Annotated in this window: 18 protein-coding genes; 10 read left to right on the top strand and 8 right to left on the bottom strand. The window is 37.1% G+C overall.

Features of this window, described 5'->3' with window-relative positions; translation table 11 throughout:
• Positions 1-7: 7 nt before the first annotated feature.
• Complete coding sequence (glpG, locus tag V6256_RS01955; protein WP_341596310.1) at positions 8-847, bottom strand: rhomboid family intramembrane serine protease GlpG; 840 nt, start codon at positions 845-847, stop codon at positions 8-10.
• Positions 848-1307: 460 nt separating this feature from the next.
• Between glpG and V6256_RS01960 the strand changes: the two genes are divergently transcribed.
• Positions 1308-1652: a ComEA family DNA-binding protein gene (locus V6256_RS01960; RefSeq protein ID WP_341596311.1), complete on the top strand. Its 345-nt coding sequence runs from the start codon at positions 1308-1310 to the stop codon at positions 1650-1652.
• A 111-nt stretch (positions 1653-1763) separates the two neighbouring features.
• On the opposite strand, the gene V6256_RS01965 is transcribed toward V6256_RS01960, so the two are convergent.
• Complete coding sequence (locus V6256_RS01965) at positions 1764-2348, bottom strand: GGDEF domain-containing protein (protein ID WP_341596312.1); 585 nt, start codon at positions 2346-2348, stop codon at positions 1764-1766.
• Positions 2349-2844: 496 nt separating this feature from the next.
• Between V6256_RS01965 and V6256_RS01970 the strand changes: the two genes are divergently transcribed.
• Together V6256_RS01970 and miaE are read left to right on the top strand one after the other, a co-directional pair.
• Complete coding sequence (locus V6256_RS01970) at positions 2845-6087, top strand: DEAD/DEAH box helicase (RefSeq protein ID WP_341596313.1); 3243 nt, start codon at positions 2845-2847, stop codon at positions 6085-6087.
• A complete protein-coding gene (gene miaE / locus V6256_RS01975; RefSeq protein WP_341596314.1) occupies positions 6088-6855 on the top strand; it encodes a tRNA isopentenyl-2-thiomethyl-A-37 hydroxylase MiaE in 768 nt (255 codons plus the stop codon).
• Positions 6856-6931: 76 nt separating this feature from the next.
• Here the strand turns inward: miaE and V6256_RS01980 are convergent, their stop codons facing one another.
• The 3 genes from V6256_RS01980 to V6256_RS01990 are packed head-to-tail and all read right to left on the bottom strand — an operon-like array spanning position 6932 to position 8890.
• Positions 6932-8038, bottom strand: coding sequence for a YcbX family protein (locus V6256_RS01980; RefSeq protein ID WP_341596315.1), 1107 nt, complete (start codon positions 8036-8038; stop codon positions 6932-6934).
• A 14-nt stretch (positions 8039-8052) separates the two neighbouring features.
• Complete coding sequence (locus tag V6256_RS01985) at positions 8053-8511, bottom strand: methylglyoxal synthase (protein ID WP_341596316.1); 459 nt, start codon at positions 8509-8511, stop codon at positions 8053-8055.
• A gap of 19 nt (positions 8512-8530) precedes the next feature.
• On the bottom strand, positions 8531-8890 hold the full coding sequence (locus V6256_RS01990; protein WP_341596317.1) for a YijD family membrane protein: 360 nt from the start codon (positions 8888-8890) through the stop codon (positions 8531-8533).
• A 207-nt stretch (positions 8891-9097) separates the two neighbouring features.
• On the opposite strand from V6256_RS01990, the gene sthA reads away from it, so the two are divergent.
• Positions 9098-10540 carry a Si-specific NAD(P)(+) transhydrogenase gene (gene sthA / locus V6256_RS01995; RefSeq protein ID WP_341596318.1) on the top strand — a complete coding sequence of 481 codons (1443 nt, stop codon included), beginning with the start codon at positions 9098-9100 and terminating at the stop codon, positions 10538-10540.
• Positions 10541-10588: 48 nt separating this feature from the next.
• On the opposite strand, the gene nudE is transcribed toward sthA, so the two are convergent.
• A complete protein-coding gene (gene nudE, locus V6256_RS02000; RefSeq protein WP_341596319.1) occupies positions 10589-11158 on the bottom strand; it encodes an ADP compounds hydrolase NudE in 570 nt (189 codons plus the stop codon).
• A gap of 307 nt (positions 11159-11465) precedes the next feature.
• Between nudE and sugE the strand changes: the two genes are divergently transcribed.
• A complete protein-coding gene (gene sugE, locus V6256_RS02005) occupies positions 11466-11783 on the top strand; it encodes a quaternary ammonium compound efflux SMR transporter SugE (protein ID WP_341596408.1) in 318 nt (105 codons plus the stop codon).
• A gap of 81 nt (positions 11784-11864) precedes the next feature.
• On the opposite strand, the gene V6256_RS02010 is transcribed toward sugE, so the two are convergent.
• On the bottom strand, positions 11865-13121 hold the full coding sequence (locus tag V6256_RS02010; protein ID WP_341596320.1) for an adenylosuccinate synthase: 1257 nt from the start codon (positions 13119-13121) through the stop codon (positions 11865-11867).
• 132 nt (positions 13122-13253) lie between these two features.
• Here V6256_RS02010 and V6256_RS02015 point away from each other — a divergent pair, with 132 nt between their 5' ends.
• Complete coding sequence (locus V6256_RS02015; protein ID WP_341596321.1) at positions 13254-14171, top strand: LysR family transcriptional regulator; 918 nt, start codon at positions 13254-13256, stop codon at positions 14169-14171.
• Between the two features lie 62 nt (positions 14172-14233).
• Here the strand turns inward: V6256_RS02015 and V6256_RS02020 are convergent, their stop codons facing one another.
• Entirely contained in the window at positions 14234-16831 is a 2598-nt protein-coding gene (locus tag V6256_RS02020) for a penicillin-binding protein 1A (RefSeq protein ID WP_341596322.1), read from the bottom strand.
• Positions 16832-17000: 169 nt separating this feature from the next.
• On the opposite strand from V6256_RS02020, the gene pilM reads away from it, so the two are divergent.
• From pilM to V6256_RS02040, 4 genes are read left to right on the top strand one after another with little or no spacing between them, the layout of a single operon-like run.
• Positions 17001-18059: a type IV pilus assembly protein PilM gene (gene pilM, locus V6256_RS02025; RefSeq protein WP_341596323.1), complete on the top strand. Its 1059-nt coding sequence runs from the start codon at positions 17001-17003 to the stop codon at positions 18057-18059.
• Positions 18059-18613 carry a PilN domain-containing protein gene (locus tag V6256_RS02030; protein WP_341596324.1) on the top strand — a complete coding sequence of 185 codons (555 nt, stop codon included), beginning with the start codon at positions 18059-18061 and terminating at the stop codon, positions 18611-18613. The genes pilM and V6256_RS02030 overlap by 1 nt, the downstream gene beginning before the upstream one ends.
• Positions 18610-19179 (top strand): type IV pilus inner membrane component PilO, encoded by a 570-nt coding sequence (locus V6256_RS02035; RefSeq protein WP_341596325.1) that lies wholly within the window; start codon positions 18610-18612, stop codon positions 19177-19179. Before V6256_RS02030 ends, V6256_RS02035 begins: the two co-directional genes overlap by 4 nt.
• Positions 19179-19709: a pilus assembly protein PilP gene (locus V6256_RS02040; protein ID WP_341596326.1), complete on the top strand. Its 531-nt coding sequence runs from the start codon at positions 19179-19181 to the stop codon at positions 19707-19709. The genes V6256_RS02035 and V6256_RS02040 overlap by 1 nt, the downstream gene beginning before the upstream one ends.
• Positions 19710-19715 lie beyond the last annotated feature (6 nt).

Below are 19715 nucleotides of genomic sequence, written 5' to 3' on the forward strand. Positions count from 1 at the left end.
ATCTTTTTTATTTTAATTTTAATTTATAACAAGTTGCAGCAAGTAATAAGCCTGCGAGTAAGCCGACCAAATGAGCGTAGTTTGCTACATTGGCTGGTAATAAGTTTACAAAACCTAAGACTAACCATCCCAGTAAAAAAATAAAAATAGTGTTATTCAGGTTAACTGGACTGGTTTTATCAAGTTTACCAAATAACCAACAATAACCAGCTAAAGCATAAACAACACCACTTAATCCGCCAAAATAAGGCCCCACTAAAAAGAATTGTGCTAAGTTTGAGGCCATCGCTGAGAAGATAAATAGAATCAATAATCGCTGCCTACCTTGGCGTTTTTCAACAAGCCCCGCTAACTGCCACCACCATAATAAATTAAACACAATATGTAATAAGCTAAAGTGTAAAAAAGCAGGGGTAATAAACCGCCAACTTTGCATTAAATCAAAAGGTTGTGTTACAAAAAATGCAAAAACAGAGTGAATGGGGTTAAACAAACCTAAAGCTGTGAATGCATAGATAGCCAAGCATAAGATAAACACAGAATGAGTGATAACCCCCCCGTGTCTTTTGAAGGTCGTTAACAAGTTGGCATTATAGGTACTAAGGGGTTCAGTGCTTTTATTTATTTGACCTGACTCCCAACTTGCAGATAAATATTTACTTTGGTTGGGGTTGTCTAAGAACTTAGCTAATTCACATTGTGCTTGTTCCATATGCTTTTCATTTTCAAGCATAATTTGATGGTAAACCCCATCGTCTTGCACGCTGTTTTTTATTTTTTGAGTGTTTAAATAATCTGAAAGCGCTTGCGCTAGGCGTAATTGTTCAAAACTATGTAGTTTCCACATTATTTTCCTGTAAACCCCGTTTATTAAAATGTATCGATATTAATGTATTAAGAATGCGTTAATATAAATAAGGTGACTTATTACAGTTGTTTATATTAATGAGTATCATTATTTGTATCTATGATTACGAGTCGTACATACGTATAATTATACCAATCACACTAATTAACTGATCTATTTTACTTGCTAAAATAACTTATTTCTTCGTTGTAATTTTCGCAAATAGAACAACTATTTAACTCAAATTACGCCTTAAACTAAGTCATTTTTTCTGCGCAAAATTTAGATCACTTATTTAATATAATTGGTATTATTGTTAAATTTTAACATAATGGCTCTGAGTTGGTGAATTTAAAAGTGGCTAATGAGTACTTTTTGGTATGAGTTTAACTTCTATTATTGATTTACTGGCATGGTGAGCTAAATTTAATATTACCACCCACAACAAAAGGAAAGCATTATGATTACTAAATCAACTCGTAAGTTGGCTTTAGCGGCATCGTTATTTTTAGCGCCTGTTAGTTTCCAGTCTGTTTTAGCTGCTGACTTAGGTTCTTTAACATCATCAATTAGCTCTGCTACTGAGGCGGCAACGTCAACAGTTGATACTGCTTCAAAGATTGATATTAATACAGCAACAGCTGACCAATTAAGCACAATTTCAGGTATTGGTACTGCAATTGCTGAGTCAATCGTTGAGTATCGTGAGAAAAATGGCGATTTTTCAAACCTAACTGATTTAACAAATATCAGTGGTATTGGTAGCGCTACGCTGGCTAAAATCTTACCTTACCTAACATTATAATTCCGCTAGGTTTTGTTTTGATATCGAAAGCCATTATCTTAGGGTAATGGTTTTTTTATACTTAACATTGTCATCGATAGTATTAGGGGCTATGTTCATTTAAATTAAAGCTTATCGCTCCACATCTACCTGATTTTTTCCTGCTGCTTTTGCTGCTAATAGGTATTTCTCTGCTTTATCAATCACTTGATCGTCTTTTAGTTCGCTTTCGTAACTGGCTGCGCCAATACTCACGGTAAAATTAATAATATCTTGATTATATTCAATACAAAGCAATTCTGTTTTAGTGCGTATCGCCTCGGCAACTTGTTTAGCAATGGTGTTATTACTGTTGTGTAAAAGAATAATAAATTCTTCGCCACCCCAGCGCGCGATAACGTCAGTTTGTCTTACAAAGTCTTTCAATTTGTTAGCAAAGCGCTGTAACACAAAATCTCCAGCTGCTTGTGTATATTCTTTATTGATTGATTTGAAATTATCTATGTTAATTAACAATATGGAAAACTTTAGTTCATCGGATGGTGTAGATAATATGTTTGTTAATTGTTGGTCAAAGTGGCGGCGAGTATATAAGCCTGTTAATTGATCTGTTTCTGATAGCTTTTTTAACTTAAAGCTGTGAGTTGTGTTTTGATCTCCCCAGAGCTTGATAGCATAGAAGATTAAAACCAATCCAATTAAATGCCCTATATCCATAAGAAGCGTAGCTAATAGCCAAGGCTGAATAAGTAATTCGTTAAGAGTGGAGTTGATAACTGTTAATAATAAAGTAAAAAAACCTGCATATAAGTATTTGCAAACATCGGGTTTATACTGAATTTTACGGAGGTTGGCTAAAATAAAAAGTAATGTAATCGTAGCTAATAATTTAAAGAATAAGTTGTAAATATTTAATTTATCATCAATAAAAGGAAAGAGCATTGCCTGTAAAAGGATGTAAATCGATATAAAAATGTAAAGAGGGCTTAACTTATTATTTGCGGTCAATTAATTTTATCTCAGTTAATAGAATAAAGAATATTTAAAAAAATTAATGATAAAAAAGTATTTAGATACAACTTACTACAATTAGATTGTGTAGTAAATAATACTGTAAATTTAAAAGAGATTCTGTGAATTATGTGATTAATGCTTTATTTATGTCGACTATCTCTCTATTATTAATGATCCGTTTTTTAGATGGTTTTTTGTGATGCCTAAAGTAACTCAGCAAGATATTTCAACAAGTTTTGGTCGTAACATTATTGATCGAGGCACTCTTTATTTTAAAGAAAGTCGTGTGCTTTCTTGTGACTTTGATGAAACTAACAATACACTTGTGGGGTTAGTTAAAGGTAGTAGTGAAACACCTTACAAAACTAATGCCTCTATTAAACCCTCAAACAAAGGCGGCTATATCATTCATAGCACCTGTTCCTGCCCCGTAGGATGGAACTGTAAGCATGCAGTCGCTTTGTTGCTTGCCTATCAAGCTGATACCCCTAACTATAACGTAGAAAACAGTTATCAAAGTTGGTATGAAGTATTAAACGAAAGAGTATCGACCTCAGAAAAAGCTAAAGCAACGGCTTATAAAGGCTATTTCCGATTTTCATTTGATAAAAAAGTACTTAACCACGAACATCGTTACATTAAAGTGGAATATGGCAGTGTTCGCTTTTTAAAAAGTGAGAATGCTGAAGTTTTCAGTGAAAAAGATCTGGTTTCTGTTGCAGACAATGAAAGTTGGATGGAAAGCTATAAATGGGTTGAGAATGAGGATGTAGAAATACTACGTCTGTTGCTTACCAAAGAAGGGCGCATTTCAAAACTAGGCAAAACCTATATAAAAACGGAACTTGATTTATTAGCGCTGCAAAAAATATTACAAACAAGCCGTTGTTTTTGGGAGCATTTAGAGCAAAAAGTAACGCTAGCAGAGCCGCGCTCATTATTACTTGATTGGGAGCCTGTTGAAGATAACTTAAAACAGCTAACCGTGACTTTGAGTGATTGTGATGAGTGGTTATTAACACCTACGACGACACCGTATTACTTTGATTTAACACGTTTTCAGTTTGGTGAAATAAAAACAGACTTCAACCGAGACTGGTTACTCTCGTTATTACAAACGCCACCGTTAGGTGAAGAGCAACGAGCGCATTTCACTCAAGAGGTTTCTTTAGGTTTTTCACAAGATGTATTACCTAACCCTCAACATTACGATATTCAGCCAATTGAAGAAAAATTACAGGTTGTTTTTAAATTAGATGTGCAAACAATTAAAGGCCAACCATTATTCTTAGGTCGCCTCTATTTTAAATATGGCGATTTAACATTAACGCCTAGTATTTTAGAAGATCAGCAACGTAATCAATATATGCTGAAAAATCAAATCGTTAGTATTGATCGTGATATCGAAGCAGAGCAGGCAGCACTGGCTGAATTCAATGACCTATGTCTTCTTGATGTGCATATGTATGATCCGAAGTTTAAAGTTACAAAAAATGTACAAGGGATCTTGCCGCCAGAATTAGGCGGGACTCAAGAGTTCCAGTGGTTATCTTTATTAACCGCGCATAAAAGCAGATTAGAAGTACTAGGTTGGCAGTTTGATATTGCTAAAGATCTAGCGCTTGAAAGCCAACAAATTGATAGCATTGATATTGCGATTGATGAAAAAGGTAATTGGTTTGACTTAGGGGTTTCGATCGAAGTCGAAGGTAAGAAAATTGAGTTATTACCCCTCTTATTAGAGTGGCTGAGAAGTAATGAAGACTGGCAACAAAACAGCTACGATATTTTATTAGCGCAAGGTAATGGGCGTCCTTTACGTGTTAAGCGTGAATCAATTCAACCGATCCTTTCTATTTTACAAGAGCTGGGAGAGGTTAACGAAAGTAAAATCAACTTACCGCAAAACCAAGCTGCTTTATTAGCACAATTACCTGAGATAAATCGTTGGGTTGGCGGAGAGCACGTTCAAAAACTAGCTAAAAAACTAGCGAATTTCAGTGGTATTCAAGATGTAGAGTGTCCTCAAGGTTTAGCCGCGGACCTGCGTGATTATCAAAAAGAAGGCTTGAATTGGTTGATGTTCTTAAATGAATATGGATTTTCTGGTGTGTTAGCTGATGATATGGGATTAGGGAAAACCGTACAAACGCTAGCCTATTTATTATATAAAAAGAATCACGATTTATTAACATTACCAGCGATGGTTATTTGTCCAACATCATTAGTAGGTAACTGGATAAATGAGGCTGCCAAGTTTACACCAGACTTAAAAGTGTTAGTTTTACATGGTGTGAATCGACATCAATTTTTTGCAGAGATTAATGATTATGATTTGGTTATTACTACTTATCCGCTAATTGCACGTGATTTTAAGGAAGTCGGGGAGTTTTCTTTTTCTGATTTGATTTTAGATGAAGCGCAAACGATCAAAAACCCACTTGCGAAAATGACCAAAAGCATAAAATTAATTGAAGCTAAACAACGCTTATGCCTCACTGGTACGCCAATGGAAAACCATTTAGGTGAGTTATGGTCTTTATTTGACTTCTTAATGCCTGGTTTCTTAGGTTCTCATAGCACCTTTAATCGAGTGTATCGTAAAGGGATTGAGGGTGAAGGTAATCAGCAAATTCAACACTGGCTGATTCAAAAAACTAAGCCCTTTCTATTACGTCGTACAAAAGATGAAGTTGCTAAAGAGCTCCCAGCAAAAACAGAGATTATACACACTATTGGCTTACAAAATGATCAGAGAACGTTATATGAAAGCATTCGTATTACGATGGAAGCGAAAGTACGTGATCTGTTACGAGAAAAAGGAATGGCAAGAAGCCGTATTGAGTTTTTAGATGCGTTATTAAAACTGCGCCAGGCTTGTTGTGACCCACGTTTAGTTAAGTTAGAGCATGCAAAAGATGTTAAAAGTTCTGCTAAATTAGACTTTTTAATGAACATTGTGCCAGAAATGGTTGAGGAAGGGCGACGCATCCTGATCTTCTCGCAATTTGCACAGATGTTGAGTTTAATAGAAGAAGCATTACAAGAGAAAGGCATCGATCTGGTGAAACTAACTGGCCAGACTCGCAATAGAACTGAAGTGATTGAGAAGTTCCAAGCAGGAGATGTTCCTGTGTTCTTAATCTCACTTAAAGCAGGTGGTGTTGGCCTTAACTTAACTGCTGCTGATACTGTTATCCATTACGACCCATGGTGGAATCCTGCCGTTGAAAATCAAGCAACGGACCGAGCATACCGAATAGGCCAAGAAAAGCCTGTCTTTGTTTATAAGCTTATCTGTGAGCAAACAGTAGAAGAGCGTGTATTGGCCCTACAATCACGCAAACAAAAGCTTGCTGACAGTGTTTACGGTAAGGAACAAGAAGATAGTTTTGCGCCTGATAATAGTGATGCATTATTAAAACTATTTGAGCGTTATTAGATGCAAGACGATGAGCAGCTGTTAATACCGATTAAGCAGTTTTTAAAAGTCGAAACACCACAAGCTTGGATTGAGAAAGCCAAGCTTGAAGAGAACCAAACGGCTTTATTAGTTGATCATATGATTTGTGAATTAAAGGCCGCTCAAACAGCCATGTTATTAATTCGCCGTTATGCTGTTGATAAGCAAAGTGGTGATGCATTAATGGCTTGGTTAACGCCTTATAAGGACTTTGTTTATCGTAAACAAGGTGACTGGAAATTATTGGCGAACAATAGCTTGTCTAAAAACATAGTAGCAAAAACTAACACACCTTATAGCCAACAGTTAATCGATAAAATGGTGTTATTAATTAAAGAAGAGTTGCACCACTTTTATCAAGTGACTGAAATTATGCAAGCACGTAATATTAGCTTTGATTTTGTTGGTTCAAGTCGTTATGCAAAAGAAATGCTCAGCCATGTACGGACACATGAGCCTGAAACCTTAATTGATAAGTTAATTTGTAGCGCTTATATTGAGGCAAGATCTTGTGAACGTTTTGCAAAGATTGCCCCTCACTTAGATCCTGTTTTAAATAAATTTTATCTTTCTTTATTACGTTCAGAGGCGCGTCATTATCAAGATTATTTAGCATTAGCTGAGTTAATATCAGATAAAGATATTACGCAAAGAATTGTATTTTTTGGTGAAGTGGAAGCTGAATTAATTACCCGCCCTGATAGCGACTTCAAATTTCATAGTGGTTACCCTGAAGAGTTGCTTTAACTAAAGCAGACCGAGGAAGATATTGAATGATGTTATTTAAATTAGCCTAAATAACATCATAGTTTACAGGTTAGTATTAATGCTCAATACTGATATCTGTAAGTGGAATACAACTACATGCTAAAATAAATCCAGCTTCTTTTTCTTCTTTAAATAAACCTTGTTCGTTTAATACCTTCACTTCACCGTCTATTAACTTGGTTTTACAACGCCCACATTTACCACCACGACATGAATATGGGATGTTAATACCAGCATCTTCCGCTTGTTCTAATAACACTTGTTGGTCATTACCGGTAACGCGGACCTGTGACTGTGTAAAATTAATTTCAAGGGGATTAGTGGCTGTGCTCTTTTCTTCTAGCATTGAGTCATACACCGGTGCGGATTGTGTTTCAAGCACCTGCACTTGATCGCCATTTCTTATCACACCACTGTTGAGAGGAATAAGGTTTTGACCAAAGTCGATATCACCCTTTGCCGCATTGAATCTAAATTGAGCGAGTGTTTTCAGCGGTTGTTCTAAATCAGCAATGCCTGTTTTAGGGTCAACGTTGGTAAAGTTACAACGAGAACAAGGCTTACTCACCTCAAATTCTATTTCACCTATTTTTATACGCGCCCAATTATCTTCAGCAAAAGCTTCCCCTGTATCAATAATAATATTGGGGCGGAAATGCAATGCTGTGACAGGTTTTTCTAAATGTGTATTCAAATGATTAACTGACGATTGATTGATCAACAGTAAAGGGTAACCATCTGCAAAGCCAACTTGTGTTTGTTTATTTTTAACACAACGCGTGCTGGACTCTGAAAAATAGACAAGCTTACATTGTTGTTTTAAAAAGTGAGAAAACCATTGGTCATAATCACTGTGACAATGTTGTGCTTCTACGCTATCAGCCCAAATACCCACCATTAACGTTTCTTCTGAAAAACATTCTGGTTGGATATAAAAACTGGGGTGGCGTGGGGCACTCACCAATAAACCCTTTTTAGAAAACTCGATATTAACTTGAGTAAGCTGAGGGTGGGTTCGTCCTGTGATAAATTGCCCTTGGTCATCAATCAGCATATAGCGTCTGTCGTCTTTTAAACCCTTCTCTTCAACCAATGTTTGAGGAAGCTCTATCCCTTTTGCTGATTTTATTGGATAAATATAAAGGTGAGTTAAGCTTTGCAAATCGGCCGTCCTAACTATTGAGTTCGTTCAAGTAAATAGCCTGGATAATCAGGTATACGTGTTGCATAGCTCTTATCAATATGGATTGAATCCATGATAAAATCAGCGGTGGCCATATTAGTTGCAATAGGAATATTCCACACCGCAGCTAAACGTAATAATGCTTTAACATCAGTATCATGTGGCACTGCATTCATTGGATCCCAGAAAAAAATTAATAGATCTAATTTCCCTTGAGCAATTTTAGCGCCTAGCTGTTGATCACCCCCCATTGGTCCTGATAACAGGCATTCAATAGGTAATCCCGTTTGCTTGGCTAATATAGAGCCAGTGGTGCCTGTTGCGAGCAGGTTATGGTTTTTCAATTGCTCAGTTCGCGTTGCTACCCAGCTACTTAATAACGTTTTCATGTGGTCATGTGCTACTAAGGCAATATTTTTGGCCTTTGGTATCTCACGTGTAATGTAATCCATACTTTCCCTTTAAAAATAATTATGCTGAGTAATGTTTATCACCAAACATTAACTTGTACATTAACCAAATCACTAAAATTAAAGTAATTGTAAGGGATAAGAAGTTTGATCCTCTTTCAGGGTACAGCGCACCAATGAAGGCTGAATATGAGAATATACCGACGAAGAATGCTGCCCAAGCAGGTCTAATCGTCGCTTCGTTATTTGCCTCATTAAGGTAAAGGCCATAAAAATGACTGATGGCAAAAAACAGAGTTAAGAATGGGAATGGAGAAAAGCTGGTTTGCGAAATGGTTAAAATAGAAAAACAGGCATTAGCGGATAATCCAATTAAAAAAGCATAAATTAACCATTTGACCGATATATTCGTCTCTTGCATTCTTATTACTCCTAGGGGGTTACTCAATTTAAATAATGAAAATAACATGAAGTGATTTTTATTGCCTCTTTTTTTAAATGGTTGTGAGAGTTAAATAAACATTATGAGTATAAATAACTGTCTATAACCTTCAGTTTGTTATATGAATGTGTGACAAATGCTATGAAATTGTTAAGATGAACTTTATTTCCCATTTGAGGTTATCCAATGTCTACACCGAAATCTGTGCCAAAAAATCAAAAAAATAGTGTTGTGAATTACGATTATGATGTCATTGTTATTGGCACTGGACCCGGTGGAGAAGGCTCTGCAATGAAGCTTGCAAAAGCAGGCAAAAAAGTAGCGGTTATTGAAAAGTATAAAGATATCGGAGGTGGCTGTACTCATTGGGGAACGATTCCTTCTAAAGCCTTACGCCATAGCGTTTCTCAATTAATTGAGTTGAAAAATAACGCATTATTTAATAATCGTTATCCGCAACAACACTCTTTTACATTTGCTGATGTATTACGTCATACGGAGCAGGTTGTTGGTAAACAAGTTAAAATGCGTGCTAGTTTTTATAATCGTAACAATTGCTCATTATTTTTTGGTAGCGCCTCATTTGTTGATAACCACACGGTGCAAATCAGCCATGCAGATGGCTCTGTAGAAAAAATAACAGCGAAAGATATTGTTATTGCAACGGGATCTCGTCCTTACCACCCTGATGACATTAACTTCAATGCTCCTAATGTTTACGATAGTGACACTATTTTATCTTTAGATTATCAACCTAAAAATATTATTATTTATGGTGCAGGTGTTATTGGTTGTGAATATGCTTCTATCTTTAGAGGCTTAAGTGTAAAAACTGATTTAATTAATACTCGTGATCGACTGCTATCTTTTTTAGATGCGGAAATGTCAGATGCCATCTCTTACCACTTTAGAAATTCAGGCATTATTTTACGTCATGATGAAGAATATCAAAAAGTAGAGTCTACAAAAGAAGGCGTTGTGGTTCATTTTAAATCGGGTAAAAAAATGAAAGCCGATTGTTTATTATATGCTAATGGCCGTACTGGTAATACAGATCAACTTAATTTACAAAATGTCGGTTTAACACCAGATGGGCGTGGTCAGTTATCAATTAATGAATATTATCAAACAGCGGTAGAAAATATTTATGCGGTAGGCGATATTATTGGTTATCCAAGCCTAGCAAGTGCTGCTTATGATCAAGGTCGAATTGCGGCAAACTTAATTATTACTGGGGAAGGTAAAAGAAAACTTATTAAAGATATCCCAACGGGGATCTTTACTATTCCTGAAATTAGTTCAGTAGGTAAAACTGAACAAATGTTAACTCAGCAAAAAGTTCCTTACGAAGTAGGGCGCGCACAGTTTAAAGATTTGGCTCGTTCTCAAATTTTAGGGTCTGAAGTTGGTAGCTTAAAAATATTGTTCCACCGTGAAACGAGAGAGATTTTAGGGATACATTGTTTCGGCGAAAGAGCTGCTGAGATTATCCACATCGGCCAAGCGATCATGGAGCAACCTGGTGAAGGTAATACATTGGATTACTTTGCTAACACAACGTTCAATTACCCAACTATGGCTGAAGCTTATCGTGTAGCCGCGCTAAACGGCCTAAATCGTTTATTTTAAGGTCTAAATTGAATGGGCGATATTAATATTTTCGCCCATTAAATTCTCTTAATTAATATCGTTGTTTTGCGCTAAGTCTTTTAGCACTAATAATAATGCGCTGATACAGCGTGATTCTTGAAAATCATCTCGAGCTAATAGTTCATCAGCCTTACTCAATGGCCACTTTATCACTTCTAGTGGTTCTGGCTCATCGCCCGGTAAACGTTCAGGGTATAAATCATTCGCGACAAATAAAGTCATTTCACTGCTAAAATAGCTAGGGGCCATGACGACTTTTTTCAGGACAGAGTACTCTTTAGCGCCAAAGCCTACTTCCTCTTTTAACTCTCTATCAGCTGCTTCTAAAGGTGTTTCTCCGGGGTCTATTAACCCTTTAGGAAAACCCAGTTCATAACTGTGGGTACCAGCGGCATACTCACGTATTAGCAGAAGTGTGTCTTTATCATAAAAAGGAACAATTAATACGGCACCTTGTTTACTTCCTTTCATGCGCTCAAAGTCTCGTTCTTCACCATTGCTAAATCTAAGTTGCAAAGTTTCAATTTGAAAAAATCGGCTACAGGCAACAATGCTTTTATTTAGTATCTTGGGTAATGTTAATGATGATTTACTCATAGAGCCTCATATTGATTGTTCAGAAAGAAACCCTATCTTACAATGCTTATTGGATATTCGATACTGTATTATAAAGTGAAGTAATGGTATTTAATGGCAAAATTGTTCTCTATTTGTTTTGCATGCACAAGCTCACTTTTGTATTGATTGATTAAACCATTAAAATAATACTCATTTTTATATTCAGGTTTTACATTGGTGAGTATAATCAATATTTTTTCTCTTGATTAGAGAGAGGTAACACGATGTGGGGACGACCTCACCGCTCTATAAACTGCAGGGGACGACCTCTATTATTGAGGTTTTTATGAGTTGGTTAATTCTTTTATTAGCTGCATTATTCGAAGTTATTTGGGCCGTTGGCCTGAAGTATACTGATGGTTTTAGTCGGTTGTGGCCGACCCTTGGTACAATAACGGCATTAATGATTAGCTTTGGATTATTGGGTGTCGCTGTAAAAACATTACCGATTGGCACTGCTTATGCTGTTTGGGTTGGTATTGGTACTGTAGGGACGGCATTGCTAGGTATCTTTTTATTTGCAGAATCAGTCAGCCTGATAAAAATAATAAGCTTATCTTTAATCTGTGTTGGGATTATAGGTTTAAAGCTCGCACATAATTAATAACCTAGTGTTGTAAAATTACCTTTAATAGCCTTTAAACACCATCATCTGGGTTTAAAGGCTATCAAGCGTTATCAGTCGTTATCTAATAATCATTTGCTCGCGTTCTGGACCAACCGATACCATGCTCACAGGTACGCCCATTAGTTCTTCAATGCGGGTAACGTAATTTTGTGCCGCAATTGGTAGACTGTCAAAAGTACGACAACCGCTAATATCTTCACTCCAACTTTGCATTTGCTCATAAACTGGCGTTAACGACGCTGTTTGTGGCCAAATTGGGTTTTCTGGGTGTTGACCTTCATAAGCAACACAGATTTTTAGGTCTGCCATGCCTGACAAGCAATCAATTTTTGTTAATGCGATCTCAGTTGCTGCCTGTAGCTCTACGCCATTACGAGTGGCAACTGCATCAAAGAATCCCATATCACGTGGGCGACCTGTTACTGCGCCATATTCATTAGCACTTTCACGGAAGTTATCTTGATGTTCCATTGCGGTCACTAATGTTCCTGTGCCAACAGATGAGCTAAATGATTTTGCCACTGCAACAACACGCTCTGGGTACAAAGCTGGCAAGCCACTGCCAATACCTGCATATGCAGCAGTGACGTTAGATGAGGTTGTCCAAGGGTATTCACCATAGACTAAGTCTCTACCTGCGCCTAATTGTGCTTCGAATAGCAAGTTAGCTTGTTCTTTTTGTAATGCTTTTAATGGTTCGGTTACGTTACAAATAAATTGGCGCCAAGGAGCGGTAACCTCTAATAACCAGTTGGTCATCTCTTTTGCTGTTTGATTAAATTCACAGTCAGGATAAAGGGCTTTTAATTGAGGAAGCTTCCAATCCAATAGGAATTGAATACGTTGTTGTAGTACTTCAGGCTGTTTTAACCAGCCGACTAAAATACCTTTTTTCATTACACGATCGCCATAAGCAGGTGCGATACCCTGCCTTGTTGAGCCATAAGCAGCATCACCAAGGCGTTTCTCTTCTAAGGTATCTTCTAATGCGTGTAAAGGCAGACAAAGGGTTGCTCGGTCTGAAATAGACAGTTTTACATCAATATTTGCTTCTTTTACTTCGTTGATCTCTTCAGTTAATGCAGCAGGACTAATCACCATACCTGGGCCCAGTACAGCTAAACAATTTGGGTTAAAGATACCGCTTGGTAGTTGATGCAATTTAAAGGTTCCAAAGTCATTAACAACAGTGTGACCTGCATTATTACCGCCTTGGAAGCGAATACTTGCGCTTGCATCTTCTGCTAAAAAATCAACGATACGACCTTTACCTTCGTCGCCCCAGTTTGCGCCTACAACTACTATCGATGTCATGCTTTACCCCTTGAATGATGAAAAGGGTATGCTACATAATGATTACCAATATGGTAAATTAATAATCATTATAACATTGATAAGTATTACATATAGGTTTCTGTGTAAAATTAAGAGATGGGAAATTGTATTATGCTCGATATTAATTGGTTAAAAACCTTTGTAACTTTAGCGGAATTACAGCATTTTGGTAAATCAGCTATTGCTTTACACATGACACAACCTAACGTTAGTTTGCATTTAAAGCAGTTAGAGAAAGTCACGCATACTAAGCTAATAGAGCGTAGCCCTTTTAGATTAACTCAAGCTGGACAGCGTTTATTAAAGAGCAGCCAAAAAACCTTACAAGAGCTAAAGGTTTGCCAAGCGGATATAAATGCTTTGAATGACCTTCATCAAGGTACGTTGACGATTGCTGCTAGTGATATTATTTCTAGGGCGCTGTTAATTGAACCTTTTCAATTATTCAAACAGGAATACCCGAATATAGATCTGGCTTTATTTAATACGACTTCTTCACAAGCATCATCATTAGTGAAAAGTGCAGATGCTGAATTAGGCTTTGTGATTGCACAGAAACAGAGTTTACCCCTACATTTTAGTGAGTTAAAAGCAGTACATTGGTGTGCAGTTGGTCAGCAACTGGAATTAGTACAAGGTAAAGTGGCGCAAAAAGAGAATACAGAGTGTCCCACCTTAATTTTACTGGGCCATGATACAAGAACGCGCGATTTAATTGATATGGCTTTACCCTCTTTAAATATACCAAGCTATCGAATCATGGAGGTTGGTAGTGTTGATGCACAATTGGATTGGGCTGAAGCCGGCTTTGGTACTGCTATTGTCCCTGACTTTTCGCTAGATAGTAGAACACACTTAAAAACTCAGGTGCTGACTTTAGTTGACTTCCCTTGTACCAGTTTGGGGTACGTGGTGCGTAAAAACCAAATTCTATCAAAGGCTGTAAAACGTTTATTACGATTAGTGAGTGATAAAATAAGCGCTAATAATAAAAAACCTAAAAACGCACTAAATAACTATTATAAATAACTATTAGTGCATTTTTAGGTTGTTGTGATTATTGATCAGCTTTTAGGGTGTCAATTTAACGCTTAAAATAATTCATCATCATAAAGTAGGTTAGATGAACCACCTCTTTGAAGACCTTTCCCTTGAATCATAGGTGCTGGTACTGAGTGAGTTGGTGCAGTACCTTTCGTAAAGTACTCATAAAATGCGCCAGATGAACCCGAGCCAGCTAGTAAGCCTGTTTTTCTATCAATACGCACTTTGCTGATTGTAGAAGGTCGTTTAGGGTTATATACAGGTTGATCTGACATGGTTGCTTTCATATAGGAAATCCAAGCAGGAAGTGCTGTTCTTGCGCCAAACTCTCCCCCAGCGACTTGGTTTTTTCCTAGATTACTATTATAAACAGCACGGCCTAGCTCTCGATTGAAATCATCAAAACCAACCCACGATGTCGCTACCATATTGCCAACAAAACCCGAGAACCAAGCATCTTTTGAGTTATTTGTTGTCCCGGTTTTTCCGCCCATGTCTTGTCGACCAATGGCACGTGCAGCTCTCCAGCCGGTACCGCTCCAATAAGTGTTAGAACGACGGGTACCTCCACCCCACACAGCAGTACGTAATAACTCTCGCGTTAAAAATGCAGTTTCAGGAGCAATCGCTGATGGTGCAATTTGATCTCTATTTATTGGAGAAATAGCACATACCTTGGCACCGCCATCGGTCAATGTCATTGTTGCTAATGGATTGGTTTGTGTAGCTGTTTGCTGTGCTTCATATGTTGTAACACATTCAGGGCAAACTATTTTAGGTTGTGCTTGATATAATACGTTGCCGTAAGCATCTTCTATACGCTCAATAATATAAGGATCTATTTTATATCCACCATTTGCAATAATTGCATAACCTGTTGCTACGGTTAATGGAGATGCTGATGCAGAGCCTAAAGCAAGCGAGTTACTTTGTGGCATATCATCAGGATCAAAGCCAAATTTTGCTAATTGTTCAGTGACTTTTTCAAGACCTACATCATCTAATAATCGTACTGAAACAACGTTTTTAGATTGCCCTAGTGCTTGACGTAAACGAATAGGGCCTGCATAAACTTCAGGCGAGTTTTTAGGCCTCCAAGCATCTGAACCACTCCATTGACTAATCGGAGTATCATTCACTAATGTTGCCAAGGTATAACCGTTATCTAGTGCTGCAGAGTAGATAAAAGGTTTAATATTTGATCCGACTTGACGTTTTGCTTGTGTTGCGCGATTAAATTCACTTTGTGCAAAATTAAATCCACCAACCATTGCGGTAACAGCGCCATCTTGTGGATTCAAAGCAACAAAAGCAGAACTTACTTCTGGGTATTGAGATAATTGTAGCTGCTGCGTTGTTGTTACTTTTCCTTGCGCATCTTTAGTTTCTACAGGAATAGCTCTTGTTAAGATTTGCTCGCCGACTTGTACAATATCCAGTGCTTTTTTAGGTGCGTAACCTTGTCTTGAGTCACTCTTAAATGGGCGAGCCCAGCTTAATCCATCCCAATCAATGGTAGAGACTGTCTCTTTATTGCCTTTAATAATAACATCAATACTTTTATCATTGACTGCAACAACAACCGCAGGTTTTAAATCTGCAAGGCCGGCTGCTTTATCAAGTGTTTTGATTATTTTCTCTGTGCTCCATGGTGTTTCTTTTGGATCCCATAGCACTTTTGTAGCGCCGCGGTAACCATGTCGCGTATCGTAACCATAAACGTTGTCAATAACAGCCTTGTTAGCTGCTTCTTGTGTTTTTTTAGTAATAGTTGTGTAGACATTAAAGCCTTCGCTATAACTTCTTTCTTCACCATATAATTCAATTAACTTATGGCGAGCAAGCTCTGCAACATAGTGTGCAGAAAGTGTAATTTCAGCGCCGTGGTAATGGCTTAGTATTTTCTCACTTTTAGCTTGTTCATATTCTTCTTGGGTAATGTAACCTTCATCTAACATACGACCTAGTACAACATTTCGTCGTTCTGTCGCTCTTTCAACTGAATAGATCGGATTAACACGCGAAGGGGCTTTCGGAAGACCAGCTAAAACAGCCATCTCAGATAATGTTAACTCAGATACGGTCTTGCCAAAATAAACTTGAGCTGCAGCACCAACACCAAAAGAGCGATGCCCTAGTGATATTTTATTGAGATAAAGCATCAGTATTTCATCTTTTGTCAGCAGTTGCTCTATTTGTATCGCGATGAATATTTCACGCACTTTACGCAAGATAGTTCTTTCATTGGTTAAAAAGAAATTTCTAGCGACTTGTTGTGTAATCGTACTCGCGCCTTGCTTAGCGCTACCCGATAAAATATAGACACTTGCTGCTCGCATGATACCAATTGGGTCCATCCCCACGTGTTGATAAAAACGACTATCTTCTGTTGCAATAAAGGCATTAACTAACTGATCTGGGATATCTTTACGAAGTAAAGGTATACGTCTTTTCTCACCAAATTGTGAGATTAATTCGCCATCTTTACTGAATACCTTCATTGGTACCTGTAAAGGGATATCTTGGATGCTAGTAACATCCGGAAGGTCTGATTTTAATTGATAATAAATTACTGTAACCGTGGCTATGCCTGCGATAAGTAAAATAAGAGCGAGTAATAATAATCGCTTAATCCATTTAACCATATTTAAATAATTCCGTTGATTATGTCAATACCACATCTATATATCAGGTATGTACTATAGTTGTTATAGCATTGAGTTAAAAAGAGGTATGAGTCTGGCCTGCTATTTTAATTCAACATTATACACTTTTTTTAAAGAATAAATGAATGCTTAATGTAGTGAGGAAGTTATGCTTACTAGATATAACAGGTTAGGAGTACAAGGAGTTATTGGAATTGACTTCGGCTCGCACTCAATTAAAGCGGTTGCTTTAACAAAAAAACAAGGCGTATTAGTTGTAGAAGGAGCCATTGAAATCTGTTTAAAAAAAGATTTTGTAATAGATGGCCGATTACAAGAAATTGATGAAATAACGACCATTCTTAAAAAGGTCAAACGTTTATTTCCTGCTAGTTTTAAGTATGTTGCGATTGCCGTTAGTGGCTCAGATGTGATTACTAAAACAATGGTAATAAATAATTCGTTGAGTGAACAAGAACTGCTATCTCGTGTAGAGATGGAAGCTGAAAATACTATTCCTTTTCCGCTAGATGAGATATTTATTGATTTTGAAGTGATCGGGGTAAACCTAGATGATCCATCATGCAACGATATTTTAGTCAGTGCGGCGCGTAAAGAATGCGTTTTATCTCAGGTTCAATGTGTTGATCAAAGCGGTTTAAAGACGGTTATTGTGGATGTAGCAACTCATGCTTTAGCACGCGCTGTCGGTTTATTCATAGATAGTGAGTCTTATCATCGTGGTGTCGCAATATTAGACATAGGGGCATCTCAGATGACCTTAAGTATTTTATATAAGGGCAATCTACTTTTCACTCGTTCAAAAAACCATGGCTGTGCCGTTTGTAATAAAATGCTATCTGAAACTTATGGTTTATCTATGGCGGAGGCTGAAAAAATAAAAACAGAGGGTAGGTTTACGTCTGATTGTATTGCAAATGTAATTTCCCCTTTTATTAACATGACAATTAACCATCTTCGCTTTGAATTAAGAATGTTTACTAACTCCCAACATCATCTTTCTATTCATAAGCTTCTTTTAACAGGCGGAGGTGCATTAATGGAAGAGTTGGTGACACAGTTGACTTCGATATTAGATCTTGACGTTGATATTGCAAACCCATCGCATTGTTTTCAGTTTAAAAATCAACAAGATAAAAAGATATTTGCAGCCAACGCGCCTCAATACATGTTAGCGATCGGTCTAGCGCTTAGAGGGTGTTTATAATGTCTGCGATTAATTTATTGCCTTGGCGAGAAAGCGAAGCAAGATATAAGCAAAGAAGTTTTTACATGCTTTTAGGTATTAGTTGCTTTATGACACTTATTTTATGCTACGCATGGAACAATTATATCGACCAAATGACTGTTGCTCAAAATCTACGTAATCAATATCTTCAAAGCGAAATTGCAATTGTTGATCAAGAAATAGTAGAAATCACTAATATTAAACAACAAAAAGCTGAGCTAATTCGCCGTATTGAGCTGATTCAAACATTAGATCAGAAGCGTCCTTTGATTACGCGTTTATTTAATAGGCTACCCGACATCACACCTGTCGGAGTTTATATTGATTCAATGCATTTAAGTGCCGGTACTGTACTCGTTAAAGGAAGGGCTGAGGATACGAGTAAAGTGAGTGAAATGCTTAGAAATGTTGAAAAAGAGGGTTGGCTAAATGATGTAACTCTTCCTTCTATTATTAGTACTCAAACTCAACCTGTGAAGCTTTACCATTTCTCAATGCATTTTGTTGTTATGTCAGAAGAAGAACAGATATGAATATTAACGACATTCAACTAAGCGATGCTGGTCATTGGCGTCTATATTATAAGTTATTGGTTACTTTGTTTACCTGTTCATTGCTAGTCACTGGTTTTTATTTTTACATTATTCAAGAGCAAAGTAGTCACCTGAAGAGGCTACAAACTAAAGAATTAGCGCTTAAAGTTCAATTTGAGAGTAAAGCCAGTTTAGCTTCAAATTTAGCTGCTTACAGGGAGCAGATGGTCGAGGTAGCTATTATTCTGGAAGGGCTGGTTAATAGGTTACCCAGTAAAAAGGAGTTAGCGAGCTTATTAGATGATATTGGAACAATTGGAAAGCAAAATGGCTTGCAGTTTCAAAGTTTAAATTGGGGGATGAAAAAGCAGTTAGCGTTAGCTGAGGAAATGCCAATGAGTATCAAAGTGCTTGGTACTTATCAGCAATTGGGCAGGTTTACTGCAGATATCGCTTCTTTACCGCGTATTGTGATACTAGATAATTTGCAACTTACGCGCTATGACAAGCAAGTCTTGTTACTCGATATAGTCGCAAAAACCTATCGTTATCAAGGGGATGAGTAATGAAGCTTAAATGTATTATGGTGCTTAGCTGTTGCTTATTCTCCTGTGTTGATCCTCAGTTACAGGAACTACGTCAGTATGTCTCTGAAACTAAACAAAAAGATTACCTTTTTGATGAGGCAGTCCCATCGGCTAGTAAAACTCAACTGGTTGATTTTACTGAAAATAAAATAAGAGATCCTTTTTCACAACCTAGTAAAGCCGTAATAACAACAGTGACTAATACAAACGCACCGACTATCGATAGTTGTATTTCAGCTGATTTTCCTGAACAAAATCGAGCTTTAGAAAAGGCCACTATAGAAGCCATCGAGATGCGTGGAACGATTATGTTAGATCAGGAGTTGTGGGCTTTGGTAAAGACCATTGATAGCAATATATATCGAGTTAAATTAGGCTCTTATCTTGGCTTAAATAATGCAAAAGTTATCAAAGTAAACCACGATAATATTGAAGTATTAGAGTATATATCGGATCTAAATGGTTGTAGTAAAGAGCGTATTAGTCAAATCAATTTAGTTGCGAAATGAGCATAA

This window comes from Psychromonas aquatilis, assembly GCF_038155185.1.
Lineage (GTDB): Bacteria > Pseudomonadota > Gammaproteobacteria > Enterobacterales > Psychromonadaceae > Psychromonas > Psychromonas aquatilis.

Bases quoted from the DNA above. Each gene is read 5' to 3' on its own strand.
- V6256_RS02020 (WP_341596322.1), bottom strand. From the start codon at position 16,831: ATGGTTAAATGGATTAAGCGATTATTATTACTCGCTCTTATTTTACTT.
- V6256_RS02010 (WP_341596320.1), bottom strand. From the start codon at position 13,121: ATGACATCGATAGTAGTTGTAGGCGCAAACTGGGGCGACGAAGGTAAA.
- V6256_RS02035 (WP_341596325.1), top strand. From the start codon at position 18,610: ATGAATATTAACGACATTCAACTAAGCGATGCTGGTCATTGGCGTCTA.
- V6256_RS01960 (WP_341596311.1), top strand. From the start codon at position 1,308: ATGATTACTAAATCAACTCGTAAGTTGGCTTTAGCGGCATCGTTATTT.
- sthA (WP_341596318.1), top strand. From the start codon at position 9,098: ATGTCTACACCGAAATCTGTGCCAAAAAATCAAAAAAATAGTGTTGTG.
- pilM (WP_341596323.1), top strand. From the start codon at position 17,001: ATGCTTACTAGATATAACAGGTTAGGAGTACAAGGAGTTATTGGAATT.
- V6256_RS01970 (WP_341596313.1), top strand. From the start codon at position 2,845: ATGCCTAAAGTAACTCAGCAAGATATTTCAACAAGTTTTGGTCGTAAC.
- V6256_RS02030 (WP_341596324.1), top strand. From the start codon at position 18,059: ATGTCTGCGATTAATTTATTGCCTTGGCGAGAAAGCGAAGCAAGATAT.
- V6256_RS02015 (WP_341596321.1), top strand. From the start codon at position 13,254: ATGCTCGATATTAATTGGTTAAAAACCTTTGTAACTTTAGCGGAATTA.
- miaE (WP_341596314.1), top strand. From the start codon at position 6,088: ATGCAAGACGATGAGCAGCTGTTAATACCGATTAAGCAGTTTTTAAAA.
- nudE (WP_341596319.1), bottom strand. From the start codon at position 11,158: ATGAGTAAATCATCATTAACATTACCCAAGATACTAAATAAAAGCATT.
- V6256_RS01965 (WP_341596312.1), bottom strand. From the start codon at position 2,348: ATGGATATAGGGCATTTAATTGGATTGGTTTTAATCTTCTATGCTATC.
- V6256_RS02040 (WP_341596326.1), top strand. From the start codon at position 19,179: ATGAAGCTTAAATGTATTATGGTGCTTAGCTGTTGCTTATTCTCCTGT.
- V6256_RS01985 (WP_341596316.1), bottom strand. From the start codon at position 8,511: ATGGATTACATTACACGTGAGATACCAAAGGCCAAAAATATTGCCTTA.
- sugE (WP_341596408.1), top strand. From the start codon at position 11,466: ATGAGTTGGTTAATTCTTTTATTAGCTGCATTATTCGAAGTTATTTGG.
- V6256_RS01990 (WP_341596317.1), bottom strand. From the start codon at position 8,890: ATGCAAGAGACGAATATATCGGTCAAATGGTTAATTTATGCTTTTTTA.
- glpG (WP_341596310.1), bottom strand. From the start codon at position 847: ATGTGGAAACTACATAGTTTTGAACAATTACGCCTAGCGCAAGCGCTT.